This is a genomic window from Bartonella sp. B39, from assembly GCF_053795145.1.
This window is the reverse complement of the sequence record NZ_CP200036.1, coordinates 1,098,697-1,120,636: the sequence shown is the minus strand read 5'-3', so window position 1 is coordinate 1,120,636 and position 21,940 is coordinate 1,098,697. Positions and strand designations below refer to the sequence as shown.

33 protein-coding genes are annotated in these 21,940 nt (G+C 40.7%); 28 read left to right on the top strand and 5 right to left on the bottom strand.

Annotated elements, in window-relative coordinates:
* Positions 1–252 precede the first annotated feature (252 nt).
* The gene (locus tag V4P57_RS05335) at positions 253–1,044 is read left to right on the top strand and encodes a tetratricopeptide repeat protein (RefSeq protein WP_455465570.1); all 792 of its coding nucleotides are present in this window, start codon (positions 253–255) and stop codon (positions 1,042–1,044) included.
* A 97-nt stretch (positions 1,045–1,141) separates the two neighbouring features.
* On the opposite strand, the gene V4P57_RS05330 is transcribed toward V4P57_RS05335, so the two are convergent.
* The 5 genes from V4P57_RS05330 to xth form a co-directional block, all read right to left on the bottom strand.
* On the bottom strand, positions 1,142–1,888 hold the full coding sequence (locus V4P57_RS05330; protein ID WP_455465569.1) for an amino acid ABC transporter ATP-binding protein: 747 nt from the start codon (positions 1,886–1,888) through the stop codon (positions 1,142–1,144).
* 10 nt (positions 1,889–1,898) lie between these two features.
* Positions 1,899–2,615: an amino acid ABC transporter permease gene (locus tag V4P57_RS05325; RefSeq protein ID WP_455465568.1), complete on the bottom strand. Its 717-nt coding sequence runs from the start codon at positions 2,613–2,615 to the stop codon at positions 1,899–1,901.
* 2 nt (positions 2,616–2,617) lie between these two features.
* A complete protein-coding gene (locus V4P57_RS05320; protein ID WP_455465567.1) occupies positions 2,618–3,370 on the bottom strand; it encodes an amino acid ABC transporter permease in 753 nt (250 codons plus the stop codon).
* 140 nt (positions 3,371–3,510) lie between these two features.
* A complete protein-coding gene (locus V4P57_RS05315; protein WP_455465566.1) occupies positions 3,511–4,416 on the bottom strand; it encodes a transporter substrate-binding domain-containing protein in 906 nt (301 codons plus the stop codon).
* Positions 4,417–4,545: 129 nt separating this feature from the next.
* A complete protein-coding gene (gene xth / locus V4P57_RS05310) occupies positions 4,546–5,328 on the bottom strand; it encodes an exodeoxyribonuclease III (RefSeq protein WP_455466974.1) in 783 nt (260 codons plus the stop codon).
* Between the two features lie 506 nt (positions 5,329–5,834).
* On the opposite strand from xth, the gene rpsL reads away from it, so the two are divergent.
* The 27 genes from rpsL (at position 5,835) to V4P57_RS05175 (ending at position 21,822) form a co-directional block, all read left to right on the top strand.
* Positions 5,835–6,206, top strand: coding sequence for a 30S ribosomal protein S12 (rpsL, locus tag V4P57_RS05305; protein WP_004859227.1), 372 nt, complete (start codon positions 5,835–5,837; stop codon positions 6,204–6,206).
* Positions 6,207–6,224: 18 nt separating this feature from the next.
* Complete coding sequence (gene rpsG / locus V4P57_RS05300; protein ID WP_455465565.1) at positions 6,225–6,695, top strand: 30S ribosomal protein S7; 471 nt, start codon at positions 6,225–6,227, stop codon at positions 6,693–6,695.
* Positions 6,696–6,721: 26 nt separating this feature from the next.
* Positions 6,722–8,806 (top strand): elongation factor G, encoded by a 2,085-nt coding sequence (gene fusA / locus V4P57_RS05295; protein ID WP_455465564.1) that lies wholly within the window; start codon positions 6,722–6,724, stop codon positions 8,804–8,806.
* A gap of 64 nt (positions 8,807–8,870) precedes the next feature.
* Positions 8,871–10,046: an elongation factor Tu gene (gene tuf / locus V4P57_RS05290; protein ID WP_455465563.1), complete on the top strand. Its 1,176-nt coding sequence runs from the start codon at positions 8,871–8,873 to the stop codon at positions 10,044–10,046.
* Between the two features lie 66 nt (positions 10,047–10,112).
* Positions 10,113–10,421 (top strand): 30S ribosomal protein S10, encoded by a 309-nt coding sequence (rpsJ, locus tag V4P57_RS05285; RefSeq protein ID WP_004855744.1) that lies wholly within the window; start codon positions 10,113–10,115, stop codon positions 10,419–10,421.
* Between the two features lie 27 nt (positions 10,422–10,448).
* Positions 10,449–11,189, top strand: coding sequence for a 50S ribosomal protein L3 (rplC, locus tag V4P57_RS05280; protein WP_455465562.1), 741 nt, complete (start codon positions 10,449–10,451; stop codon positions 11,187–11,189).
* Positions 11,189–11,809 carry a 50S ribosomal protein L4 gene (rplD, locus tag V4P57_RS05275; protein WP_455465561.1) on the top strand — a complete coding sequence of 207 codons (621 nt, stop codon included), beginning with the start codon at positions 11,189–11,191 and terminating at the stop codon, positions 11,807–11,809. Before rplC ends, rplD begins: the two co-directional genes overlap by 1 nt.
* Positions 11,806–12,099: a 50S ribosomal protein L23 gene (locus V4P57_RS05270; protein ID WP_455465560.1), complete on the top strand. Its 294-nt coding sequence runs from the start codon at positions 11,806–11,808 to the stop codon at positions 12,097–12,099. Before rplD ends, V4P57_RS05270 begins: the two co-directional genes overlap by 4 nt.
* A gap of 21 nt (positions 12,100–12,120) precedes the next feature.
* Complete coding sequence (rplB, locus tag V4P57_RS05265; RefSeq protein ID WP_455465559.1) at positions 12,121–12,954, top strand: 50S ribosomal protein L2; 834 nt, start codon at positions 12,121–12,123, stop codon at positions 12,952–12,954.
* 15 nt (positions 12,955–12,969) lie between these two features.
* Entirely contained in the window at positions 12,970–13,248 is a 279-nt protein-coding gene (rpsS, locus tag V4P57_RS05260) for a 30S ribosomal protein S19 (RefSeq protein WP_004855734.1), read from the top strand.
* Positions 13,249–13,250: 2 nt separating this feature from the next.
* Complete coding sequence (gene rplV / locus V4P57_RS05255) at positions 13,251–13,640, top strand: 50S ribosomal protein L22 (protein WP_455465558.1); 390 nt, start codon at positions 13,251–13,253, stop codon at positions 13,638–13,640.
* Positions 13,640–14,350 (top strand): 30S ribosomal protein S3, encoded by a 711-nt coding sequence (rpsC, locus tag V4P57_RS05250; RefSeq protein ID WP_455465557.1) that lies wholly within the window; start codon positions 13,640–13,642, stop codon positions 14,348–14,350. Before rplV ends, rpsC begins: the two co-directional genes overlap by 1 nt.
* A gap of 36 nt (positions 14,351–14,386) precedes the next feature.
* Positions 14,387–14,800 (top strand): 50S ribosomal protein L16, encoded by a 414-nt coding sequence (gene rplP / locus V4P57_RS05245; protein WP_455465556.1) that lies wholly within the window; start codon positions 14,387–14,389, stop codon positions 14,798–14,800.
* A gap of 11 nt (positions 14,801–14,811) precedes the next feature.
* Complete coding sequence (gene rpmC / locus V4P57_RS05240; protein WP_455465555.1) at positions 14,812–15,012, top strand: 50S ribosomal protein L29; 201 nt, start codon at positions 14,812–14,814, stop codon at positions 15,010–15,012.
* Positions 15,013–15,023: 11 nt separating this feature from the next.
* Entirely contained in the window at positions 15,024–15,263 is a 240-nt protein-coding gene (gene rpsQ / locus V4P57_RS05235; RefSeq protein WP_455465554.1) for a 30S ribosomal protein S17, read from the top strand.
* Between the two features lie 146 nt (positions 15,264–15,409).
* A complete protein-coding gene (gene rplN / locus V4P57_RS05230; protein WP_455465553.1) occupies positions 15,410–15,778 on the top strand; it encodes a 50S ribosomal protein L14 in 369 nt (122 codons plus the stop codon).
* A gap of 12 nt (positions 15,779–15,790) precedes the next feature.
* Entirely contained in the window at positions 15,791–16,105 is a 315-nt protein-coding gene (rplX, locus tag V4P57_RS05225; protein WP_455465552.1) for a 50S ribosomal protein L24, read from the top strand.
* Entirely contained in the window at positions 16,098–16,655 is a 558-nt protein-coding gene (gene rplE / locus V4P57_RS05220) for a 50S ribosomal protein L5 (protein WP_455465551.1), read from the top strand. The genes rplX and rplE overlap by 8 nt, the downstream gene beginning before the upstream one ends.
* Positions 16,656–16,679: 24 nt before the next feature.
* Entirely contained in the window at positions 16,680–16,985 is a 306-nt protein-coding gene (gene rpsN, locus V4P57_RS05215) for a 30S ribosomal protein S14 (protein WP_455465550.1), read from the top strand.
* Between the two features lie 14 nt (positions 16,986–16,999).
* On the top strand, positions 17,000–17,398 hold the full coding sequence (rpsH, locus tag V4P57_RS05210) for a 30S ribosomal protein S8 (protein WP_455465549.1): 399 nt from the start codon (positions 17,000–17,002) through the stop codon (positions 17,396–17,398).
* A gap of 38 nt (positions 17,399–17,436) precedes the next feature.
* Positions 17,437–17,970 (top strand): 50S ribosomal protein L6, encoded by a 534-nt coding sequence (rplF, locus tag V4P57_RS05205; RefSeq protein ID WP_455465548.1) that lies wholly within the window; start codon positions 17,437–17,439, stop codon positions 17,968–17,970.
* Positions 17,971–17,982: 12 nt separating this feature from the next.
* Complete coding sequence (gene rplR / locus V4P57_RS05200) at positions 17,983–18,345, top strand: 50S ribosomal protein L18 (protein ID WP_455465547.1); 363 nt, start codon at positions 17,983–17,985, stop codon at positions 18,343–18,345.
* A gap of 115 nt (positions 18,346–18,460) precedes the next feature.
* Positions 18,461–19,009, top strand: coding sequence for a 30S ribosomal protein S5 (gene rpsE, locus V4P57_RS05195; RefSeq protein ID WP_455465546.1), 549 nt, complete (start codon positions 18,461–18,463; stop codon positions 19,007–19,009).
* A 31-nt stretch (positions 19,010–19,040) separates the two neighbouring features.
* Positions 19,041–19,247 (top strand): 50S ribosomal protein L30, encoded by a 207-nt coding sequence (gene rpmD, locus V4P57_RS05190; protein ID WP_455465545.1) that lies wholly within the window; start codon positions 19,041–19,043, stop codon positions 19,245–19,247.
* A gap of 20 nt (positions 19,248–19,267) precedes the next feature.
* Positions 19,268–19,735 (top strand): 50S ribosomal protein L15, encoded by a 468-nt coding sequence (gene rplO / locus V4P57_RS05185; RefSeq protein ID WP_455465544.1) that lies wholly within the window; start codon positions 19,268–19,270, stop codon positions 19,733–19,735.
* Positions 19,736–19,900: 165 nt separating this feature from the next.
* The gene (gene secY, locus V4P57_RS05180) at positions 19,901–21,247 is read left to right on the top strand and encodes a preprotein translocase subunit SecY (protein WP_455465543.1); all 1,347 of its coding nucleotides are present in this window, start codon (positions 19,901–19,903) and stop codon (positions 21,245–21,247) included.
* Positions 21,244–21,822, top strand: coding sequence for an adenylate kinase (locus V4P57_RS05175; protein ID WP_455465542.1), 579 nt, complete (start codon positions 21,244–21,246; stop codon positions 21,820–21,822). The genes secY and V4P57_RS05175 overlap by 4 nt, the downstream gene beginning before the upstream one ends.
* Positions 21,823–21,940: the final 118 nt, after the last annotated feature.

The window sequence follows — 21,940 nt, the reverse complement described above, 5'->3', positions numbered from 1 at the left end:
AAATATTATAATATCAAGCTATCTGTTAAAAAATACAGAATGATGATTTATTTTTCAAAATCAATTTATTGTAGATGAAAAGGAAAGATTCTTCTGGTTTGATATTTTTGGCAACTTTCATTTATTTATCTTTCTGTTAGAGTTCTAATATTCAAAATATCTTTTTTCTCTTACTAAGAAGATTTTGAATCCGTACAAAGAGATTTGTAGCAGGTGTGATTATTAAAGCTGATATAAGGGGGGAAATTTTAGATGGTAAACGGGTTTAGGGTATGGAAAAAAGCTGCGCTTATTATTACTTTGGGGAGTGCTTTTTCTACTGCTTATGTAATAGATGTAAATAACACGCGGAAATCTATTAGTGATTCGTTTTATTTTTTGAAACGTGGTATGTCTGCTTATAAAAATGGGCAAATAAATCAAGCACTTTCAGCATTACGTTGTGCAGCCGATATGGGCAATATTGGGGCACGCTGGAAGCTTGGCCATATTTATGCAGAGGGTGATGGTGTCCCTGAAGATGATTATAAGGCATACAATTTTTTTGCATCTATTGTTAAAAAAGGTGCTGATTTGGGTTCCGAGGATGAAAGCTATGTTTCTGATGCATTAGTTAAACTTGCAGGTTATATAAAAAAAGGCATTCCTCGATCACCTGTAAAATCTAATCCTTCTTATGCTGCTCATCTTTATATGCAGGCTGCGGTGAATTATGGAAATCCTAAAGCTCAGTACCATTTAGGAAAAATATTTTTAAAGGGAGAGGGAAGAAAGAAAAACCTTGTACAAGCAGCACGATGGTTTCAACTTTCAGCAAGAAAAGGCAATCCGCCTGCTCAAGCAATGCTTGGAAATATGTTGCTACAGGTAGGAAAAATAGTTCGTGGTACTGTGATGTTAACTGTAGCTTATGAAAAAGCTAATGTAAAAGATCGAGAGTGGATCCGTCCTATGCAAGAGCACGCTTTTGCCATTTGTGACGAATTTGAAAAACGTACAGCAATATTGCTGGTTGGTGATATTTTAAAAAATAACGGCTTTTGAGTATGTTATTGCAATATTCCTAGTTTTTCTTGGCATTAAATACTGACTCCTTGTGTCTAGCTTACAAAAGCGATGGTTTTGGGTTATAATGCCACTGTTAATGGCCAAGGATCTTAGATAAAAAATCCTTCGCACGCGGGGTTCTAGCTTGCGGATCAGAAAAAAACTCTTTAGATGAGCAGTCTTCGAGAATTTCTCCTTGATCCATGAAAATAACACGCTTAGAGACTTTTTGCGCAAATCCCATTTCATGTGTTACACAAATCATCGTCATACCTTCTTCTGCTAAGCTGATCATGACATCTAGTACTTCGCCTACCATTTCAGGATCTAGAGCAGATGTTGGTTCATCAAAAAGCATAACGAGCGGATCCATAGTTAAGGCGCGCGCGATAGCAACACGTTGTTGCTGACCTCCGGAAAGTTGACCAGGATATTTATTTTTATGATCGATGAGTCCAACGCGTTCAAGATATAACAAACCACGCTCGAGTGCTTCTTTTTTGCTGCGCTTTAGGACTTTGATTTGTGCAATTGTCAAATTTTCTGCGACAGATAAATGTGGGAAAAGTTCGAAGTGCTGAAATACCATTCCTACCTGACTACGTAATTTAGGCAAATTCGTTTGTTTTGAATGAACTGGTGTTCCATTAATCCAAATTTCACCTTTTTGGAACGGAACGAGAGCGTTAATGGTTTTTATGAATGTTGATTTACCTGAACCTGATGGTCCACAAACCACAACAACCTCTCCTTTGTTGATATTGGTTGTACAATTTTTAAGAACATTAATTTCGCCATACCAGTTAGAAACATTTTTTATTTCGATCATATGAGTAGACATTTTTTTCCTATTAGCGAATAATGGATATTTTTTTCTGGAGCCACAAGACTATCTGTGACAATGTAAAACAGATAACAAAATAGAAAATAGCTGCCAAGACATAAGCTTCTTGCTTTACACCAAAATTATTGGCAACAATATCAAAACCGTTTAAAAGGCTATTGCCACTGATTGCATAAACAAGCGTTGTGTCCTGAAAGAGGATGATGACTTGAGTTAAAAAAACTGGCAACATATCTCTAAAAGCTTGGGGAAGAATTACAATGTACATATTTTGCCAATATGTCATCCCAAGAGCTTGCCCAGCATGTTTTTGTCCTTGCGAAATAGAATTTATGCCAGCACGCATGATTTCGGCAAAATAAGCTGCTTCAAATGCGGTGAAGGTAATGAGCGCTGATTTATTGGCACCGATTGATGTTCCGGTTAGGAAAGGTAAGAGCACAAAAAACCATAAGATAACCATAACAAGCGGTATTGAGCGCATGGCTGTTATGTAAATTATTGCAAGTGAAAAAAGCAGTCTCATAGAGGAAAGCCGCATCATTGCTAAGAGAGTACCAAAAACAAGCCCCAATATTGTCGCAAAAAGAGTTAGAAAAACACTAAAAAGCAGGCCTGATAGAATGTAAGAACGGAATATATCAAAAGTAAAAAATGAGAAATCGAAGTCTGAAAAATTGAAAGAGGAAAAAAATCCAAACTTGGAGCTTATGAAATTCATCATATTCAGTGCTCCTCTGTTTGAAAATTAGGAATTTTAAGCATTTGCTCAATTATTGTCATAATGATAAATACGAATAAAGCTATAAAAATATAAAGAATCGTAACGATGAGATAGTTTTCATAGACGTGACTTACCTCCTCAATCGCTTGATATTGGAATTGCATCAGTTCATTTATTGAAACAGCGAATGCTATAGACGAATTTTTCACAATGCTCATTGCTTCTGAAGTAAAGGGGGGCATGATTGTACGCATGGCACGCGGTAATATGATATAACGATAAGTTTGATAGGTCGTAAATCCCATTGCCATAGCTGCGTAGCGCTGTCCAGAAGGGATTGCGTCGATACCTGAGCGAACCTGTTCTGCGATGCGAGCGGATGTAAAGAATCCTAAGGCACATGTTATCAATAGAATAGGTGAAAAATTCATTGCTGGCGGATAAACCTTAGGCACAACAAAATACCATAAAAATACCTGTACAAGCAAAGGAATGTTACGCATGATCTCTACCCATATGGCTCCAAGGGAACGTAATAAGAAACGGATCATGGAAGTGTTTGGTAGAGTGCGTATTGTTCCTATAATGATACCAAAAAATACAGCTAAAATTAGTGAAGAGGCGGATAGTACAACTGTATTTTTTAATCCATCAAGAAGTGTATCTAAATAGGTATGACTTACACCAGGAGTTCCGAGGCATCCAGCCACAAGTGTTTGGGTGAGATCATCTGAACAAAGGAAAGAAAAGTCCATTAATTGATATTTCCTAAATTTAATCATCTGCAAAGATAGTAATAAATCAGCTGTACTTACATATGCCAAATTTATTAAAAAATGAACCAAAACATAACCACACTCAATTTTCAAAGAGTGTGGTTGTTTTTTTCCAAATTCTACAAATTATTTTCTGTATAGTCCTCGCGAGGTTTATTATTTGGATGCTCCCAAGCATATTTCGTCGCTTTAGATAAAGGAAGGTTAACAATCGTATTTGCAGGCGGAATTGGTTGCATAAACCATTTATCATAAAGTTTTTCAAGCGATTCGTCTTTAATTTGGCGCACGATGCTATCGTTAATTGCTTGTTCGAGATTTTTGTCATTTAACCGGAGCATACAAGCGATAGGTTCGACTGAAAGTACTATATCAAGGATGACATAATCAGATGGATTTTTTGATTTAGCAATATGCCCAGCAAGAATTGAAGCATCCATAACAAATGCGTCTGCACGGCCAGATTCTAGTAATAAGAAGCTATCTCCGTGATCTTTTCCATTCACGACATTAAAGTGAATGTTTTTTGCACGTTTATTTTTGCGGATAAGCTGAACAGATGTTGTACCAGTGGTGGTTGCTACTGTTTTTCCATTTAAATCGGCAAGAGATTTAATGTTAGAGTTTTTCTTTACAGCAATTCGAACTTCTTCGATATAAGTGGTATAAGCAAATGCGGCTTCTTTACTACGGGCAACATCATTTGTTGTCGAACCACATTCAAAATCGTAGGTACTATTTTTTAAGAGAGGAATTCTGTTTTGTGATGTAATGGGGAGATAATGAATCTTGATTGGCTTACCAATTTTTTTTGAAATATCGTCAATAATATGTTCTGCCATTTCTGTATGAAAACCTACATATTTATCATTACCAAGGGCATAAGCTAGCCCTGATGATTCACGAACACCCAGCGTGACCTCTCCTGTTCTTTTTATTTTTTCAAGTGTATCATTTCCAGCATGTGCGACATTTGTGAGCCCAATGGCAGTTGCTGCAATAAATATTAACAGTGATTTTTTCATGATGTCCTCCGTTCATTTAAAAATTTTTGTTCTTGTTTATTGTTTAAGATATATTATTATGCAGGGTCTAGCACATTTATGTCCTAGGTGGGATATTTTTATCTTAATAAAATCAGGTGGTGTACTCTGTTAATTGAAATTAAAATGAGCCCAAACGGGAATATGGTCTGATGGTTTTTGATATTCTCTTACCTCTTTTTGGCTATAAGCACAGATAAGTTGATCTACAGCTTCCGGTGATAATAGAAAGTGATCAATGCGAATTCCGTTATTTTTAAGCCATGCACGAGCTTGAAAATCCCAGAAGCTGAATGAGGGGGTATCTGTGACATTACGAATAGCGTCATAAAAACCTAAATGAACAATGCGCTGGAATGCTTGTCTTGTTTGTGGAAGAAATAATGCGTCATGATTCCATTGTTGAGGATTTTTTGCATCTAATGGGGTCGGGATAACATTATAATCACCAGCTAAGACAAGGGGTTCTTCATATGCAAGCAATGATTTTGCATGTGCGTATAATCTTTCCATCCATTCTATTTTATAAGGATATTTTTCGCTTTTGACAGGATTTCCATTCGGAAGATAGAGAGATGCAACACGGATAACGCCTTTATTTGTTGAATAAACGGCCTCGATGTACCGTGTTTGTGCATCATTGTTATTTCCTGGTAATCGGCGGATAACTTCATCAGGTGTTTTTTTAGAGAGAATTGCGACACCATTAAAACTTTTTTGTCCGTGTGTTTCTATATGATAACCTAAGCCTTCAATTGCATCGCGTGGAAAATTCTCATCGGTACTTTTAATTTCTTGTAGACAGACTACATCGGGCTGACTTTGTTGTAGCCATTGATATAATGTTTCATGTCGTGCTTTTATTCCAGCAATATTCCATGTTGCTATTTTCATGACGCTCATTTTAAATGTTCCATGTGCAATTTGTTAAATTGCTGCGTTAAAGTGTTGTATGAATATCCCCAATGCACGGCTCTTTTTTATTACGTAGAGGGATGTTACTATGAGAATTTGATTTATCAAGAGCTTCTGTAAAAGCCAAATTTAAAGTATTAGAATTTAATTTATTTTCATTTTTAAAAATTTTCTGATGTTTAGTTCTTGACGAATGTAAGTGTTCTCGCTATTAGGGAGTACTGCAACCAACGTGAGGATGGCTAAGTTGTTTTGGTTTTTTATCCAAAAAGTCATTTGAGCGGGTTTTGTTTTGTTAAAGATTAAAAGCGAATACTAGTGCAAAAGGCTACTGCCTTCTCTGCTTGTAATCGGGTGAGCTGTTCATGACAGGCATGCCCGATTTTGTGTGTGAGCTTAGGTATTTACTCCGATTTTATCGGAATAGTAAGAATAGAAAAGCCCAGGTGGGTGAGACGAACGTAGATCGAAAAAAGGAAGGTTACATGCCTACCGTAAATCAGTTGATTCGCAAGCCGCGTGTAGCGCCAGTTAAGCGCAATAAGGTTCCTGCTCTTCAATCGAATCCGCAGAAGCGTGGTGTTTGTACGCGTGTCTATACAACGACACCGAAGAAGCCAAATTCTGCTCTTCGTAAAGTTGCTAAAGTCCGTTTGACAAATGGATTTGAGGTGATTGGCTATATCCCTGGAGAGGGGCATAATCTTCAAGAGCACTCTGTTGTAATGATTCGTGGTGGTCGTGTGAAGGATTTGCCAGGAGTTCGCTATCACATTATCCGTGGGTTGCTTGACACACAGGGTGTCAAGAATCGTAAACAGCGTCGTTCAAAGTATGGCGCGAAGCGTCCAAAATAATATTGAGAGACAGAGCACATGTCCCGTCGCCATAGAGCAGAAAAACGTGAAATTAATCCAGATCCGAAGTTTGGTGATTTGGTTATTACAAAATTTATGAATGCTATCATGTTTGATGGTAAGAAGTCGGTTGCTGAGCGTATTGTTTATGGTGCGCTTGATGCTGTAGAAAATAAAGTGAAGTCAGATCCTGTAGTTTTGTTTCATCAAGCGTTAGAAAATGTTTCTCCTCATATTGAGGTTCGTTCACGGCGCGTTGGTGGTGCTACTTATCAGGTTCCGATTGATGTTCGTCCTGATCGTCGTCAGGCTCTTGCTATTCGTTGGTTGATTTCGGCAGCGCGTGGACGTAATGAGACGACAATGATTGATCGTCTTTCGGGTGAGTTGATGGATGCGGCTAACAATCGCGGTTCTGCGGTGAAAAAGCGTGAGGATGTTCATCGTATGGCTGAGGCTAATCGTGCATTCGCTCATTATCGCTGGTAGGCGTGTTTTAAACTAAGGCAAGTACAATGGCTCGCGAATATAAAATTGAAGATTATCGTAATTTTGGTATTATGGCGCATATTGATGCTGGTAAGACCACTATGACTGAGCGTATTTTGTTTTATACGGGTAAGAATCATAAAATTGGTGAAACCCATGATGGTGCTTCTACGATGGATTGGATGGAGCAGGAACAAGAGCGTGGTATCACGATTACGTCTGCTGCGACGACAACTTTTTGGGAAGGGCGTGATGGTCGGAAGCGGCGTTTTAATATCATTGATACACCAGGACATGTTGATTTTACAATTGAGGTTGAGCGTTCTTTACGTGTTCTTGATGGTGCGATAGCGTTGCTAGATGCGAATGCTGGTGTGGAGCCTCAAACAGAAACTGTCTGGCGGCAAGCTGAGAGGTATCGTGTGCCGCGTATGGTTTTCGTTAATAAAATGGATAAGATCGGTGCTGATTTTTATCGTAGTGTAGAAATGGTTGGCTCACGGTTAGGGGCTAAGGCGCTTGTTTTGCAATTGCCAATTGGTGCTGAAAATGATTTCGAGGGTGTTGTTGATCTTGTTGAGATGAAGGCGTTGAAATGGGATGGTTCCATTGGAGCTTCGGCGGTTGTGGATGAGATTCCTTCCGATTTGAAGGAAAAAGCTGAAGAGTATCGCGAAAAATTGGTTGAGATGGCAGTTGAGGTTGATGAAGCTGCGACGGAGGCTTATTTGGAAGGTGTTATGCCAACCAATGAGGAGCTTATTGCTCTTATTCGTAAAGGAACGATAGAGGTTCAATTTCATCCAGTTCTTTGTGGTACTGCTTTTAAAAACAAGGGTGTTCAGCCGCTTTTAGATGCTGTTGTTTCTTATCTTCCTTCTCCGGTTGATGTTCCTGCAATTAGTGGTGTTGATGTAAAGACTGAGGCTGAGACAACGCGTGAATCTTCAGATGATGCTCCCCTTTCTATGCTTGCTTTTAAGATTATGAATGATCCGTTTGTTGGGTCACTGACTTTCTGTCGTATTTATTCTGGTAAGGTTCAAAGGGGTATTTCTCTCGAAAATACTGTAAAGAGGAAGAGAGAACGTTTGGGTCGTATGCTTCAAATGCATTCTAATTCTCGTGAAGATATTGAAGAAGCTTTTGCAGGTGATATTGTAGCTCTTGCAGGTCTTAAAGAAACGACAACAGGTGATACTCTTTGTGATCCTTTGAAACCTGTTATTTTGGAGCGGATGGAATTTCCTGAGCCTGTTATTGAGATTGCAATTGAGCCAAAGACAAAGGCAGACCAAGAAAAAATGGGTATTGCGCTCAATCGCCTGGCAGCAGAGGACCCTTCCTTTCGTGTGAAATCAGATGAGGAATCGGGTCAAACAATTATAGCTGGTATGGGTGAGCTTCATCTTGATATTATTGTTGATCGTATGCGGCGAGAATTTAAGGTTGAAGCTAATGTTGGGCAACCCCAAGTTGCTTATCGTGAGTCGATCACAAAAACTGCGGAAATTGATTATACGCATAAAAAGCAATCTGGTGGTGCGGGGCAGTTTGCCCGTGTAAAGATTATTTTTGAACCTCATGATGGTGATGATTTTATCTTTGAGTCGAAAATTGTTGGTGGTGCTGTTCCTAAGGAGTATATTCCTGGAGTGCAAAAGGGAATTGAGAGTGTTATGGGTTCGGGGCCTCTTGCAGGTTTTCCTATGCTTGGTGTGAAAGCTACTTTGATCGATGGTGGTTACCATGATGTTGATTCTTCCGTTTTAGCTTTTGAAATTGCTGCTCGTGCGGCTTTTCGAGATGGAGCAAAAAAGGCTGGTGCACAGCTTCTTGAGCCAATTATGAAGGTAGAGGTTGTAACCCCGGAAGATTATGTGGGAGATGTCATTGGTGATTTAAATTCTCGTCGTGGTCAGATTTCAGGAACTGAGGCGCGTGGTATTGCAACAGTTGTGAATGCAATGGTTCCTTTAGCGAACATGTTTGGTTATGTGAATAATCTTCGTTCGATGAGCCAGGGGCGCGCGCAGTATACGATGCAGTTTGATCATTACGAGCCAGTCCCTTCAGCTGTTGCTTTGGAGATTCAAAAGAAATACGCGTAATTAAAAGTTGCGTGATTAGTTTTTTAACTTAGTCCTTTTTGAGGACAGAAAATGGAGAGCTCAAATGGCAAAGAGCAAATTTGAACGTACGAAGCCGCATGTTAATATTGGTACGATTGGTCACGTTGACCATGGGAAGACGTCATTGACAGCAGCGATTACGAAGTATTTTGGTGAATTTAAAGCATATGACCAAATTGATGCTGCACCAGAAGAAAGAGCACGTGGGATTACGATTTCTACAGCACATGTTGAGTATGAAACAGAAAAAAGGCACTATGCACATGTTGATTGTCCCGGGCATGCGGATTATGTAAAAAATATGATTACGGGTGCAGCACAGATGGATGGTGCAATTTTGGTTGTTTCTGCGGCAGATGGTCCGATGCCTCAGACACGTGAACATATTCTGCTAGCGCGTCAGGTTGGTGTTCCGGCGATTGTAGTTTTTCTCAATAAGGTTGATCAGGTTGATGATGAGGAGCTTCTGGAGCTTGTTGAGCTTGAAGTACGTGAGTTGTTATCAAAATATGATTTCCCAGGAGATGATATACCGATAGTTAAAGGTTCAGCATTGGCAGCTCTTGAAGATAAGGACAAAGGCATTGGTGAAGATGCGGTTCGTCTTTTGATGAGTGAAGTTGATAATTATATCCCAACACCAGAGCGTCCTGTTGATCAGCCGTTTTTGATGCCGATAGAAGATGTTTTTTCGATATCTGGTCGTGGAACTGTTGTGACTGGTCGTGTTGAGCGTGGTATTATTAAAGTTGGTGAAGAGGTCGAGATTATTGGTATTCGTCCCACTTCTAAGACGACGGTTACAGGTGTTGAAATGTTCCGCAAGCTTTTGGATCAAGGTCAGGCGGGTGATAATATTGGTGCACTGCTTCGTGGCGTTGATCGTGAAGGAATTGAGCGTGGTCAAGTTTTGGCAAAGCCTGGTTCAGTTACTCCTCATACCCGATTTAAGGCGGAGGCTTACATTTTAACGAAAGATGAAGGTGGGCGTCATACTCCATTTTTCACGAATTATCGTCCACAGTTTTACTTCCGTACGACAGATGTGACGGGGATAGTAACGCTTCCAGAAGGAACAGAAATGGTAATGCCTGGTGATAATGTTGCTATGGATGTTTCTTTGATTGTTCCAATTGCCATGGAAGAAAAGCTTCGTTTTGCTATTCGTGAAGGTGGTCGTACTGTTGGTGCCGGTATCGTTTCTAAAATCATTGAATAAAGAGTGATTATTGAAAAACGTCTTTGTTATTAGGAGGCGTTTTGCGTGACAGGGAAATAAAAGAGCATGAACAGTCAAAATATCCGCATTCGCTTGAAAGCATTTGATCACAGAATTCTTGATGCATCAACGCGTGAGATTGTGTCGACCGCTAAGCGTACTGGTGCAAATGTCCGTGGTCCTATTCCGCTTCCAACGCGGATTGAAAAGTTTACAGTGAATCGTGGACCACACATTGATAAGAAGAGTCGTGAGCAATTTGAAATGCGTACACATAAGCGTCTTCTTGATATTGTTGATCCAACGCCACAAACAGTGGATGCGCTTATGAAGCTAGATCTTTCTGCTGGTGTGGATGTAGAGATTAAGCTCTAAGGTTTGAATACAGAAGGAACAGACCCGATGCGTTCAGGTGTAATAGCACAGAAGCTGGGCATGACCCGTGTTTATAATGAATCTGGTGAACATATACCGGTAACAGTGCTGCGTTTGGAAAATTGTCAAGTTATTGCACAGCGTACAGTTGAAAAGAATGGTTATACTGCTGTTCAATTAGGTGTGGGCTTTGCCAAGGTTAAAAATACTTCGCAAGCTCTTCGTGGGCATTTTGCTAAGGCTTCTGTTGAGCCGAAAGCGAAAATAGCGGAATTTCGTGTGAGCCCCGACAATCTTCTTGATGTTGGTACTGAAATTACCGTAGAACATTTTGTTCCAGGGCAGAGAGTTGATGTGACAGGTACGAGTATTGGTAAAGGTTTTGCTGGTGTTATGAAACGGCATAATTTTGGTGGACATCGTGCTTCACATGGTAATTCAATCACACACCGTGCTCATGGTTCGACAGGACAGTGTCAAGATCCAGGTAAGGTATTTAAAGGTAAAAAAATGGCTGGCCATATGGGGCAGGTTCGTGTGACGACACAAAATATTGAGGTTGTTTCTACAGATATTGAACGTGGTTTAATTTTGGTGCGTGGTGCTGTTTCTGGATCTAAAGGTGCTTGGATTTTGGTGCGGGATGCTGTAAAGAAACCTCTTCCTGATAATGTACCTAAGCCTGCTGGTATTCGCCGTCTTGTAAAAGAGAAAACGGAAATGGTTTCTCCAGTGATAAAAACCTCTGGAGCTGAAGGAGCCGAGTGATGGATCTTATAATTAAAACTCTTGATGGTAATGAAGCTGGTAAGTTGAAGGTTTCTGAGAGTGTTTTTGGTCTTGTTCCGCGTGAAGATATTTTGCAGCGTGTTGTTCGTTGGCAGCTTGCTCGTCGTCAACAGGGAACACATCAATCACAAGGGAGATCTGATGTATCTCGAACAGGAGCAAAAATGTTTAAACAAAAGGGAACTGGGCGTGCTAGGCACTCATCTGCTCGTGCACCGCAGTTTCGAGGTGGTGGTAAGGCGCATGGTCCTGTATTCCGTAGTCATGCATGCGATCTTCCTAAAAAGGTTCGTGCACTTGGAATGCGTCTTGCTTTGTCAGCAAAATTAAAAGCAGATGATTTAATTGTCGTTGATGATCTCAGTGTTAAGGATGCTAAAACAAAAATGCTCGTTTCCAGTTTTTCTAAGCTTGGGTTTGATAATGCTCTCTTAATTGGTGGCAAAGAAATTGATGTTAACTTTTCTCGTGCAGTGTCTAATATTCCTAATATTGATGTTTTACCAATTCAAGGAATTAATGTTTATGATATTTTGCGTCGCAGCAAACTTGTTTTATCAAAAGCAGCTGTCGAGGCTCTTGAGGAGCGTTTTAAATGACAGACCTTCGCCATTATGATATAATTATCAGTCCAGTTATTACTGAAAAGTCGACTATGATTTCTGAGTATAATCAAGTTGTTTTTAATGTCGCGCCGAAAGCGACAAAGCCTGAGATTAAGGCTGCTGTTGAAGCGCTTTTTAGCGTTAAAGTAGAAGCAGTTAACACGATAGTCCGTAAGGGTAAAGTGAAGCGTTTCAAAGGCATTGTTGGTCGGCAGAGTGATGTCAAGAAGGCGATCGTGACACTGGCTAGTGGTCAGTCTATCGACGTTTCGACAGGTCTTTAGAGAGGCTCGGAGATAAGAATAATGGCACTTAAGCACTTTAATCCAACTACGTCCGGGCAGCGTCAGCTTGTTATTGTAGATCGCTCTTGTCTTTATAAAGGTAAGTCTGTAAAGGCGTTGACTGAAGGTTTATCGTCAAAAGGTGGGCGCAATAATCGTGGTCGCGTTACTGCTCGTTTTCAGGGTGGTGGACATAAGCGCAGCTATCGGTTTATTGATTTTAAACGTCTTAAACGTGATGTTGCTGCGAAAGTTGAGCGTTTGGAATATGATCCAAATCGGACTGCTTTTATTGCCTTAATACGCTATGATGATGGCCAATTAAGTTATATTCTTGCGCCACAGCGTCTTGATGTTGGCGATTTTATTATAGCAGGTTCAAATGTCGATGTTAAACCCGGTAATGCTATGCCGCTTGGTAATATGCCGGTGGGTACGATTATTCATAATGTTGAAATGAAGCCAGGAAAAGGTGGTCAAATTGCACGTTCAGCGGGCACTTATGCGCAATTAGTTGGACGAGATCAAGGGATGGCTATTCTTCGTCTTAATTCTGGAGAGCAGCGTTTGGTGTCTAGTAGTTGTTTTGCAACTGTTGGTGCAGTTTCAAATCCTGATCATGGGAATATTAATGATGGTAAGGCAGGGCGATCGCGTTGGCGTGGTAAGCGTCCACATGTTCGTGGTGTTGCTATGAATCCAGTTGATCATCCGCATGGTGGTGGTGAAGGTCGTACGTCAGGGGGGCGTCATCCAGTGTCTCCTTGGGGGAAACCTACAAAGGGTAAGCGTACGCGCTCCAATAAAGCCACTGATAAGTTTATTATGCGTACGCGTCATCAGCGCAAGAAATGAGAAAGGTAGTCTGAAGTGGTTCGTTCAGTTTGGAAAGGTCCGTTTGTTGACGGCTATCTTCTTGGAAAAGCAGAGAAGGTACGTGCGAGTGGACGTAATGAGGTTATTAAAATATGGAGCCGTCGCTCCACTATTTTACCGCAATTTGTTGGTTTAACTTTTGGTGTTTACAACGGCAATAAGCATATTCCTGTTTCTGTTTCTGAAGAGATGGTTGGGCATAAGTTCGGTGAATTCGCTCCCACTCGGACTTATTATGGGCATGGTGCAGACAAGAAAGCGAAGAGGAAGTAGGAATGGGAAAAGCTAAAGTTCCGCGCCAGCTTAAGGATAATGAGGCAAAAGCGGTCACTCGGACAATTCGTGTTAGTCCGCAAAAGCTTAATTTAGTTGCTGCGATGATTCGTGGTAAAAGAGTCAGTGTAGCGTTGGCTGATTTGACATTTTCACGTAAACGTATTGCTGGAACTGTGAAAAAGACTCTTGAATCAGCGATTGCAAATGCAGAGAATAACCACGACCTTGATATTGATTCGCTTATTGTTGCAGAAGCCTATGTTGGTAAGTCGATAGTGATGAAACGTTTTCATGTTCGTGGTCGTGGACGTGCTAGTCGAATTGAACGTTCGTTTTCGCATCTTACTGTTATTGTTCGTGAAGTTACCGAAAAAGTGGAGGCCGCATAATGGGTCAAAAGATCAATCCAATAGGACTTCGTCTTGGAGTTAATCGGACCTGGGATTCCCGTTGGTATGCTGATAGTGGTGAATATGGGCGTCTTCTTCATGAAGATTTGAGGATTCGTTTATATGTGTTTGAAGAGCTGAAACAAGCAGCTATCTCTAAGGTTGTTATTGAGCGACCTCATAAGAAATGTCGTGTAACGATTCATTCAGCACGTCCTGGCTTGATTATTGGTAAAAAAGGTGCTGATATTGAGAAGCTTCGTCGGAAGCTTTCGGAAATGACAAATGCTGAGACTTCATTGAATATTGTGGAAATTCGTAAACCGGAAATTGACGCTACGATTATTGCACAGTCGATTGCTCAGCAGTTAGAGCGTCGTGTTGCTTTTCGGCGTGCAATGAAGCGTGCGGTTCAGTCGGCTATGCGTCTTGGAGCAGAGGGAATTCGTATAAACTGTTCTGGTCGTCTTGGTGGTGCTGAAATTGCTCGTATGGAGTGGTATCGTGAAGGTCGAGTCCCACTTCATACCTTGCGTTCTGATGTTGATTACGGTACAGCAGAAGCTAAGACTGCTTATGGTATTTGTGGTGTTAAGGTTTGGGTCTTTAAAGGTGAGATTCTTGAGCATGACCCGATGGCTTCAGAGCGTCGAGCTACGGAAGCTGATCATTCTGGTTCTTCGTCGAATCGTCGCCGCGAAAGTGCTTAGTTTTTGTGGTTGAACTAAAATTTGGAGTAGAGAGCAATGTTGCAGCCAAGGCGCACAAGGTTCCGTAAACAGTTCAAAGGTCGTATTCACGGTGTTTCGAAGGGTGGTACGGATTTGAATTTCGGTGCTTACGGACTGAAGGCTGTTGAGCCTGAGAGAATTACTGCCCGCCAAATTGAGGCGGCGCGTCGTGCAATTACACGTTATATGAAACGTTCTGGTCGTGTATGGATTCGTATTTTTCCAGATCTTCCAGTTACATCTAAGCCGACTGAAGTTCGTATGGGTAAAGGTAAGGGAAGTGTTGATTATTGGGCCGTTCGTGTTGCGCCTGGGCGTATCATGTTTGAGCTTGATGGGGTTCCTGAGGATGTAGCGCGTGAGGCATTGAGATTGGGTGCTGCAAAGTTACCTATTAAAACGCGTTTCATCCAGCGTATTGGTGAATAAGAGGTAAAGCGATGAGAGCCATAGAATTACGGGTGCAAACGCTCGACCAAATGAAAAATGAGCTAGTTAATTTGAAGAAAGAGCAGTTTAATTTGCGTTTTCAAAAAGCAACAGGTCAACTGGAAAAGACTGCACGTGTTAGGCAGGTTCGTCGTGATATTGCGCGTGTTAAAACTTTTCTTCGTCAGAAGATAATCGAGAGTAAGGTTTAAGGAAATAAAAGATGCCTAAACGCATTTTACAGGGTGTTGTCGTAAGTGACAAAAGTGATAAGACTGTGGTTGTTAAAGTTGAGCGGCGTTATCCTCATCCACTTCTTAAGAAAACTGTTAGACAGTCGAAAAAATATAAGGCGCATGATGAGGACAATCAGTTTAAGATTGGTGATCAAATTTCTATTCAGGAATCTAAACCAATTTCGAAAGACAAATGTTGGATTGTTATTAAAGGCAGTGTAGCGTAGTTAATTGGGTTTATTGTCATAGAATTTAGCAGTAGGTTTATTTCTGTTGGTAAATTGGGGGCAATGGATTTATTGTTATTTGGCAGGCAAATCCGGGTGTGTTAAAGACATAACCGGATATAAATGTTAAGAGAAGGTGGCCAGTCATGATTCAGATGCAAACAAACCTTGACGTTGCCGATAATTCTGGCGCTCGTCGTGTCATGTGCATCAAGGTGTTAGGCGGTTCAAAGCGAAAATATGCTTCGATCGGTGACATTATTGTTGTTTCTGTCAAGGATGCTATTCCTCGTGGCCGTGTTAAAAAGGGTGATGTAATGAAAGCTGTAGTAGTTCGTACTGCTAAGGATATTCGTCGCGCAGATGGTAGTGTCATTCGTTTTGATAGTAATGCTGCTGTTTTGGTGGATAATAAAAAAGAGCCGATCGGTACACGTATCTTTGGACCAGTTCCTCGCGAGCTTCGTGGTAGGAATCATATGAAGATCATTTCCCTCGCTCCTGAAGTGTTATAAGGAGTGAATGTCATGCAAAAGATTCGAAAAGGCGATAAGGTCGTTGTTTTATCTGGTAAGGATAAGGGATGTAGTGGTGAAGTAATTAAGGTGAATCTGAAGGAGAATAAAGCTTTTGTTCGTGGAGTTAATATGATTAAACGTCATCAACGCCAAACGCAAAAGCAAGAGGCTGGAATTATTTCTAAAGAATCTCCGATTCATCTATCTAATTTGGCGATTGCTGATCCTAAAGATGGTAGGCCTACGCGTGTAGGTTTTCGTATGAATGCAAGTGGTAACAAGGTTCGTTTTGCCAAGCGTTCGGGAGAGTTGATTGATGGCTGAGGAAAAACAAACGCCGCGCATGAAAACGCATTATTTTGAAGTAGTTCGAAAAATACTTCAAGAAAGGTTTAGTTACAAGAATGCGATGCAAATTCCGCGGGTTGATAAAATTGTGATTAATATGGGGATTGGTGAAGCAACTGCCGATTCTAAGAAACCGTCTATTGCAGCTGAGGATTTGGGGCTCATAACAGGTCAAAAAGCTGTTGTTACCCGCGCACGTAATTCCATTGCGACCTTTAAGGTTCGTGAAGGAATGCCACTTGGGGCTAAAGTTACGTTGCGTAAAGATCGTATGTTTGATTTTTTGGATCGTCTTGTTACGATTGCGCTTCCGCGGGTTCGTGACTTTCGTGGTTTGAACCCAAAAAGCTTTGATGGTCGTGGAAATTTTGCTATGGGTATTAAAGAACACATTGTGTTTCCAGAGATCAATTATGATAAAGTTGATCAAATTTGGGGCATGGATATTATCGTTTGTACGACAGCAAAAACGGATGATGAGGCGCGTGAGTTGTTGCGTGCTTTTAATTTTCCTTTTCGTTCGTAACGGCAAATGTAGCGAGGTAAGATTATGGCCAAAGTAAGTGCTGTTGAGAAAAATAAGCGTCGTGAAGTGATGGCAAAGCGTTATGCTGCGCGTCGTGCGCGCTTGAAAGCAATCGTTATGGATCAAAAGATTTCTCTTGAAGAGCGTTTTAAGGCTTCTGTTCAATTAGCAGAGTTGCCACGTAATTCTGCAAAGGTTCGTGTTCGTAATCGTTGTGAGGTTTCGGGGCGTCCACGGGCTTATTATCGTAAATTAAAAATGTCGCGAATTGCATTGCGTGAACTTGGCTCTATCGGCCATATTCCAGGCATTGTTAAGTCTAGTTGGTAAGAGGAGATTATTCAATGTCTATGTCAGATCCTCTTGGTGATATGTTAACGCGTATTCGTAATGCGCTTGGTCGTAAAAAAAACAAAGTGATTACACCTGCTTCTAAGCTTCGTGCATGTGTTCTTGATGTTCTTCAATCAGAAGGTTATATTCGCGGATATAAACAAATTGATTTAGGTGGTGGGAAATCTAAAATTGAAATCGAATTGAAATATTTTGAAGGATTAGCTGCTATTCGTGAGGTTTCGCGTGTTTCAAAGCCTGGTCGTCGCGTATATGTTTCTGCGAAGTCACTTCCTCAAGTAGCAAATGGTCTTGGTATTTCGATTTTATCAACTCCTAAAGGTGTTATGGCGGATCATGAAGCACGTGAACAGAATGTCGGTGGAGAGCTCCTTTGTCGTGTTTTCTAAGTGATTTTAAGAAAGCAGAAGAAAAATAGGTTAGAACAATGTCTCGTATTGGAAAAAAGCCCATTTCAGTTCCTTCTGGGGTTACTGCAACTATCGATGGTCAGCTGGTTAAGGCGAAAGGTCCTAAAGGTGAACTAAGCTACGTCGTTAATGATGAAGTCTTAGTAAAGTTTGAAGAAAATGTTATAACGGTTTCTCCACGTGATCAATCAAAAGATGCCCGCTCTAAATGGGGTATGTCACGCTCAATGATTGAAAATATTTTTTTGGGTGTCAAGGATGGTTTTGAAAAGAAGCTGGAAATCAACGGTGTTGGTTATCGTGCGGCTTTACAGGGTAGGGATGTTCAATTGTCGTTAGGTTTTTCGCACGATGTGATTTATAAAGTTCCATCGGGTGTTACTGTGACAGTTCCTAAGCCCACAGAAATTGTTATTTCTGGAATTGATAAGCAGCAGGTTGGGCAAGTCGCAGCGGAAATTCGTGAATATCGTAGACCTGAACCTTACAAAGGTAAGGGCGTAAAACATGTAGATGAGCGTATTTTTCGTAAAGAAGGCAAAAAGAAGTAAGGATTTTGTATTATGGTTGCATCTAAGGACATTATCCAGCATCGTGCACGACGTGTTCGTCGTAGAATCAAAATGGTTTCGAGTGGTCGTCCGCGGCTTAGTGTTTATCGTTCAAATCAGAACATTTATGCTCAAGTTATTAATGATTTGCTTGGGCACACTCTTGCTTCGGCATCTACCCTTGAGAGTGACTTAAAAAAATCGTTAAAAAGTGGTGGTGATAAAGAAGCAGCTGTTGCTGTTGGTAAATTAATTGCTGAGCGTGCAAAGCAAGCCGGTGTTAATGAGGTGGTTTTTGATCGTGGAGCATATGTTTACCATGGTAGAGTGAAAGCTTTAGCTGAAGCTGCTCGTGAATGTGGTTTGAACTTCTAAGTATTTTATCTAAAAACTTAAATAAGAAAATTTTAGGGTATTTTCGTGTGAGTTCTTCTAGTTTTAAAGTAGAACTTTGTTAGAGTGCTTCCGGAAAAGAAAAAAGGAATGAGGAATGGCACAGAAAGAACGTGGTGAGCGAGATGAGCGTGATAGTGAATTCGTCGATAGGCTTGTTCACATCAATCGTGTTGCTAAAGTTGTGAAGGGTGGTCGGCGTTTTGGTTTTGCTGCTCTTGTTGTTGTTGGAGATCAAAAGGGGCGTGTGGGCTTTGGTCATGGTAAGGCGCGTGAAGTGCCAGAGGCAGTTCGTAAAGCTACAGAAGCTGCAAAGCGTGGGATGATTTATGTTCCGCTTCGATCTGGGCGTACATTGCATCATGATCTTGAAGGTCGTCACGGGGCTGGTCGTGTTTTGCTGCGTTCAGCTTCTGCTGGTACTGGTATTATTGCTGGGGGGCCGATGCGTGCTATTTTTGAAGCCCTTGGGATGCAGGATGTCGTTGCAAAATCATTGGGGTCGTCCAATCCTTATAACATGGTGCGCGCAACATTTGATGCGTTAAAACATCAAATGCATCCTAGAGATATTGCAGCTCAACGTGGTATAAAATATTCGACTTTACAGGCACGGCGTCGACATTTAGTTGATGCCGAAGGGTAGTTTCTGAGATTATCAGAAAAGGAATTAGGAAATGGTTCAGAAAAAATCTCAGAGTGGCCGAACTGTGACGATAGAACAAATTGGAAGTCCGATTCGGAATTCACGGATTCAACGTGCAACCTTGAAGGGACTCGGATTAAACAAAATGCATCGTCGGCGTGTTTTAGAGGATACGATTTGTGTGCGAGGGATGATTGCTAAAGTTCGACATCTTGTTCGGATTATAGATGAAGATTAAAGGTTGCGGGAGTATAAGATATGAAACTCAATGAGCTGCGTGATCGTGAAGGCGCAACAAAGGATCGTAAACGTGTCGGGCGTGGTATTGGTTCTGGTACTGGTAAAACTGGTGGTCGTGGTGTAAAAGGGCAAAAATCACGTTCTGGTGTTTCGCTCAATGGTTTTGAAGGCGGGCAAATGCCTATTTATCGTCGTTTGCCAAAGCGTGGATTTAGGAATTTTTTTGCTAAGACTTATAATGAAGTCTCTTTGGGACGTATTCAGTTGGCGGTTGATGCGGGTAAGTTGAGTATTGAAAAGCCTGTCGATATTATTGCCTTGAAAGAGGCTGGTATTATTCGTCGTGTGAAGGATGGGGTGCGTCTTCTTTCTGATGGTGAGTTGAAAGCAAAAATTATAATTCATGTTTCTGGTGCTTCTGAAGTTGCTCGTATTAAGGTTGAAAAAGCTGGTGGTCAAGTTATTTTTCCTGAAGTTATTCGGTGAACTCGTTTTGATGTAATGATGTTTTAAGGGGGGTTGTTTGCTTCGTCGATGATATCTTTTATGGAGAATTATTTGATTTTTACGTTTATTTATGTGTGACGATATAAATTTTAAAGGTTATACTTCTGTGATTTAAAGAACTGGAGTGTGGATGGGAGACATTTTATGGCATCAGCAGCAGAGCAATTCGCTTCCAATATAAACTTTGGTACTTTTTCACGTGCAACCGAATTAAAGAAGCGTATTTGGTTTACCTTAGCAGCACTTCTTGTCTATCGCTTTGGTACTTATATCTCTCTTCCTGGTATTAATATTGATGCTTTACGGCAAACATTTGAACACCATGCATCTGGTGTTTTGGGATTATTTAATATGTTTGCTGGAGGTGCTGTTGGGCGTATGGCAATTTTTGCATTAGGAATTATGCCTTATATATCGGCCTCAATTATTGTGCAATTGTTAACTTCAGTTATTCCTTCGTTAGAAACTCTCAAAAAAGAGGGTGATTTTGGCCGTAAAATTATTAATCAGTATACTCGTTATGTGACGGTGATATTAGCAGTTTTACAAGCGTTTGGTATTGCAGTTGCGCTTGAAACCGGTATAGGAACGGGGTTTCAAATTGTTGTAGAGCCGGGTCTTATGTTCCGTATTTCTTCTGTTATTACCCTTGTTGGTGGAACAATGTTTCTCATGTGGCTTGGCGAGCAAATTACATCACGCGGTGTTGGTAATGGGGTGTCCCTTATTATTTTTACGGGTATTGTTGCTAATCTTCCTTCCACTTGTGCTCAACTTTTAACTGCCCATAGTCAGGCTGATTTATCAACTTTTTTGTTAATAGTAATCTTTCTTATTGCGGTTTCTGTTGTCGCAATTATTGTTTTTGTTGAGCGTGCCCAGCGGCGGATTCTTATTCAGTATCCAAAACGTCAAGCTGGTAACCAGATATTTCAAGGGGATATGTCACATCTTCCTTTAAAGCTGAATACTGCTGGTGTTATTCCGCCAATTTTTGCTTCATCTTTGTTGTTATTGCCTGCAACTGTTAATAATTTTTCTGATAAAATGCCACAATGGATGCAGGCTATTTCTTATTCTCTCGGTCATGGGCAGCCACTTTATATGATTATTTATGCACTTTTGATGGCGTTTTTTTGCTTTTTTTATACGGCGATTGTGTTTAATCCAAGTGATACAGCAGATCAGTTGAAAAAGCACTCTGGTTTTATTCCAGGGATTCGTCCTGGTGAGCGTACAGCCGAGTATATTGATTATGTTTTGACACGTATTACTGTCATTGGGGCGATTTATATTATTTTGGTTTGTTTGCTACCTGAGTTTATGATATCCGCGCTACAGGTTCCTTTTTATCTTGGAGGGACGTCCTTGTTAATTGTTGTTACTGTTACACTTGATACAGTTGCTCAAATTCAGGGACATCTTGTTGCACACCAATATGAAGGATTGATTAAGAAATCAAAACTTCGTGGAGGCAAGCGGAATCGATGAGGATTATTCTCTTAGGACCTCCAGGAGCTGGAAAGGGTACGCAAGCTAGGATATTAACTGAGGAGTATAATATTCCTCAGTTATCAACGGGTGATATGTTGCGTGAAGTTATTGCTAGAGAAACGGAAATTGGCAAAAAAGCTAATGCTATTATCAGCTCTGGCGCTTTGGTTTCTGATAGCATTGTTAATCAAATTGTTTCTGATCGGATTGATGAAGATGATTGTGTAAACGGTTTTGTGTTGGATGGATATCCACGGACTATTGGGCAAGCAGAGGCATTGCAGCAGATTTTGCAGTCAAAAAATATGCAGCTTGATGCTGTTATCGAATTGCGTGTTGATGAAGATGTATTGATTGAGCGAATGAATAAACGCGTTGAGGAAACAATAACTGCTGGTGGGCAAGTCCGTTCAGATGATAATTCTGTTGCTTTTGTGAAACGATTAGTGGAATATCGTGAAAAAACAGCACCTTTATCGAAATTTTATTTAGAGAGGGGATTATTGAAGGTGGTTGATGGAATGATTGATGTTACTGAGGTATCAGGCGTAATTAGAGAGATTCTTAAATAAGGTTTTTAGAAACAAATGAAAAGTATTGACTTTTTTTGTGAAATCTATCAAAAGGAATCTAATTTATTTCAGCGGAGTAGTGGGATTCGGAGTGTTTTTATGCAGGATCGTTTTTTCT

What these genes read in the sequence shown, in the direction of transcription:
- V4P57_RS05335 (WP_455465570.1), top strand. Translation starts at nt 253, where the DNA reads ATGGTAAACGGGTTTAGGGTATGGAAAAAAGCTGCGCTTATTATTACT.
- V4P57_RS05330 (WP_455465569.1), bottom strand. Translation starts at nt 1,888, where the DNA reads ATGTCTACTCATATGATCGAAATAAAAAATGTTTCTAACTGGTATGGC.
- V4P57_RS05325 (WP_455465568.1), bottom strand. Translation starts at nt 2,615, where the DNA reads ATGATGAATTTCATAAGCTCCAAGTTTGGATTTTTTTCCTCTTTCAAT.
- V4P57_RS05320 (WP_455465567.1), bottom strand. Translation starts at nt 3,370, where the DNA reads ATGGACTTTTCTTTCCTTTGTTCAGATGATCTCACCCAAACACTTGTG.
- V4P57_RS05315 (WP_455465566.1), bottom strand. Translation starts at nt 4,416, where the DNA reads ATGAAAAAATCACTGTTAATATTTATTGCAGCAACTGCCATTGGGCTC.
- xth (WP_455466974.1), bottom strand. Translation starts at nt 5,328, where the DNA reads ATGAAAATAGCAACATGGAATATTGCTGGAATAAAAGCACGACATGAA.
- rpsL (WP_004859227.1), top strand. Translation starts at nt 5,835, where the DNA reads ATGCCTACCGTAAATCAGTTGATTCGCAAGCCGCGTGTAGCGCCAGTT.
- rpsG (WP_455465565.1), top strand. Translation starts at nt 6,225, where the DNA reads ATGTCCCGTCGCCATAGAGCAGAAAAACGTGAAATTAATCCAGATCCG.
- fusA (WP_455465564.1), top strand. Translation starts at nt 6,722, where the DNA reads ATGGCTCGCGAATATAAAATTGAAGATTATCGTAATTTTGGTATTATG.
- tuf (WP_455465563.1), top strand. Translation starts at nt 8,871, where the DNA reads ATGGCAAAGAGCAAATTTGAACGTACGAAGCCGCATGTTAATATTGGT.
- rpsJ (WP_004855744.1), top strand. Translation starts at nt 10,113, where the DNA reads ATGAACAGTCAAAATATCCGCATTCGCTTGAAAGCATTTGATCACAGA.
- rplC (WP_455465562.1), top strand. Translation starts at nt 10,449, where the DNA reads ATGCGTTCAGGTGTAATAGCACAGAAGCTGGGCATGACCCGTGTTTAT.
- rplD (WP_455465561.1), top strand. Translation starts at nt 11,189, where the DNA reads ATGGATCTTATAATTAAAACTCTTGATGGTAATGAAGCTGGTAAGTTG.
- V4P57_RS05270 (WP_455465560.1), top strand. Translation starts at nt 11,806, where the DNA reads ATGACAGACCTTCGCCATTATGATATAATTATCAGTCCAGTTATTACT.
- rplB (WP_455465559.1), top strand. Translation starts at nt 12,121, where the DNA reads ATGGCACTTAAGCACTTTAATCCAACTACGTCCGGGCAGCGTCAGCTT.
- rplV (WP_455465558.1), top strand. Translation starts at nt 13,251, where the DNA reads ATGGGAAAAGCTAAAGTTCCGCGCCAGCTTAAGGATAATGAGGCAAAA.
- rpsC (WP_455465557.1), top strand. Translation starts at nt 13,640, where the DNA reads ATGGGTCAAAAGATCAATCCAATAGGACTTCGTCTTGGAGTTAATCGG.
- rplP (WP_455465556.1), top strand. Translation starts at nt 14,387, where the DNA reads ATGTTGCAGCCAAGGCGCACAAGGTTCCGTAAACAGTTCAAAGGTCGT.
- rpmC (WP_455465555.1), top strand. Translation starts at nt 14,812, where the DNA reads ATGAGAGCCATAGAATTACGGGTGCAAACGCTCGACCAAATGAAAAAT.
- rpsQ (WP_455465554.1), top strand. Translation starts at nt 15,024, where the DNA reads ATGCCTAAACGCATTTTACAGGGTGTTGTCGTAAGTGACAAAAGTGAT.
- rplN (WP_455465553.1), top strand. Translation starts at nt 15,410, where the DNA reads ATGATTCAGATGCAAACAAACCTTGACGTTGCCGATAATTCTGGCGCT.
- rplX (WP_455465552.1), top strand. Translation starts at nt 15,791, where the DNA reads ATGCAAAAGATTCGAAAAGGCGATAAGGTCGTTGTTTTATCTGGTAAG.
- rplE (WP_455465551.1), top strand. Translation starts at nt 16,098, where the DNA reads ATGGCTGAGGAAAAACAAACGCCGCGCATGAAAACGCATTATTTTGAA.
- rpsN (WP_455465550.1), top strand. Translation starts at nt 16,680, where the DNA reads ATGGCCAAAGTAAGTGCTGTTGAGAAAAATAAGCGTCGTGAAGTGATG.
- rpsH (WP_455465549.1), top strand. Translation starts at nt 17,000, where the DNA reads ATGTCTATGTCAGATCCTCTTGGTGATATGTTAACGCGTATTCGTAAT.
- rplF (WP_455465548.1), top strand. Translation starts at nt 17,437, where the DNA reads ATGTCTCGTATTGGAAAAAAGCCCATTTCAGTTCCTTCTGGGGTTACT.
- rplR (WP_455465547.1), top strand. Translation starts at nt 17,983, where the DNA reads ATGGTTGCATCTAAGGACATTATCCAGCATCGTGCACGACGTGTTCGT.
- rpsE (WP_455465546.1), top strand. Translation starts at nt 18,461, where the DNA reads ATGGCACAGAAAGAACGTGGTGAGCGAGATGAGCGTGATAGTGAATTC.
- rpmD (WP_455465545.1), top strand. Translation starts at nt 19,041, where the DNA reads ATGGTTCAGAAAAAATCTCAGAGTGGCCGAACTGTGACGATAGAACAA.
- rplO (WP_455465544.1), top strand. Translation starts at nt 19,268, where the DNA reads ATGAAACTCAATGAGCTGCGTGATCGTGAAGGCGCAACAAAGGATCGT.
- secY (WP_455465543.1), top strand. Translation starts at nt 19,901, where the DNA reads ATGGCATCAGCAGCAGAGCAATTCGCTTCCAATATAAACTTTGGTACT.
- V4P57_RS05175 (WP_455465542.1), top strand. Translation starts at nt 21,244, where the DNA reads ATGAGGATTATTCTCTTAGGACCTCCAGGAGCTGGAAAGGGTACGCAA.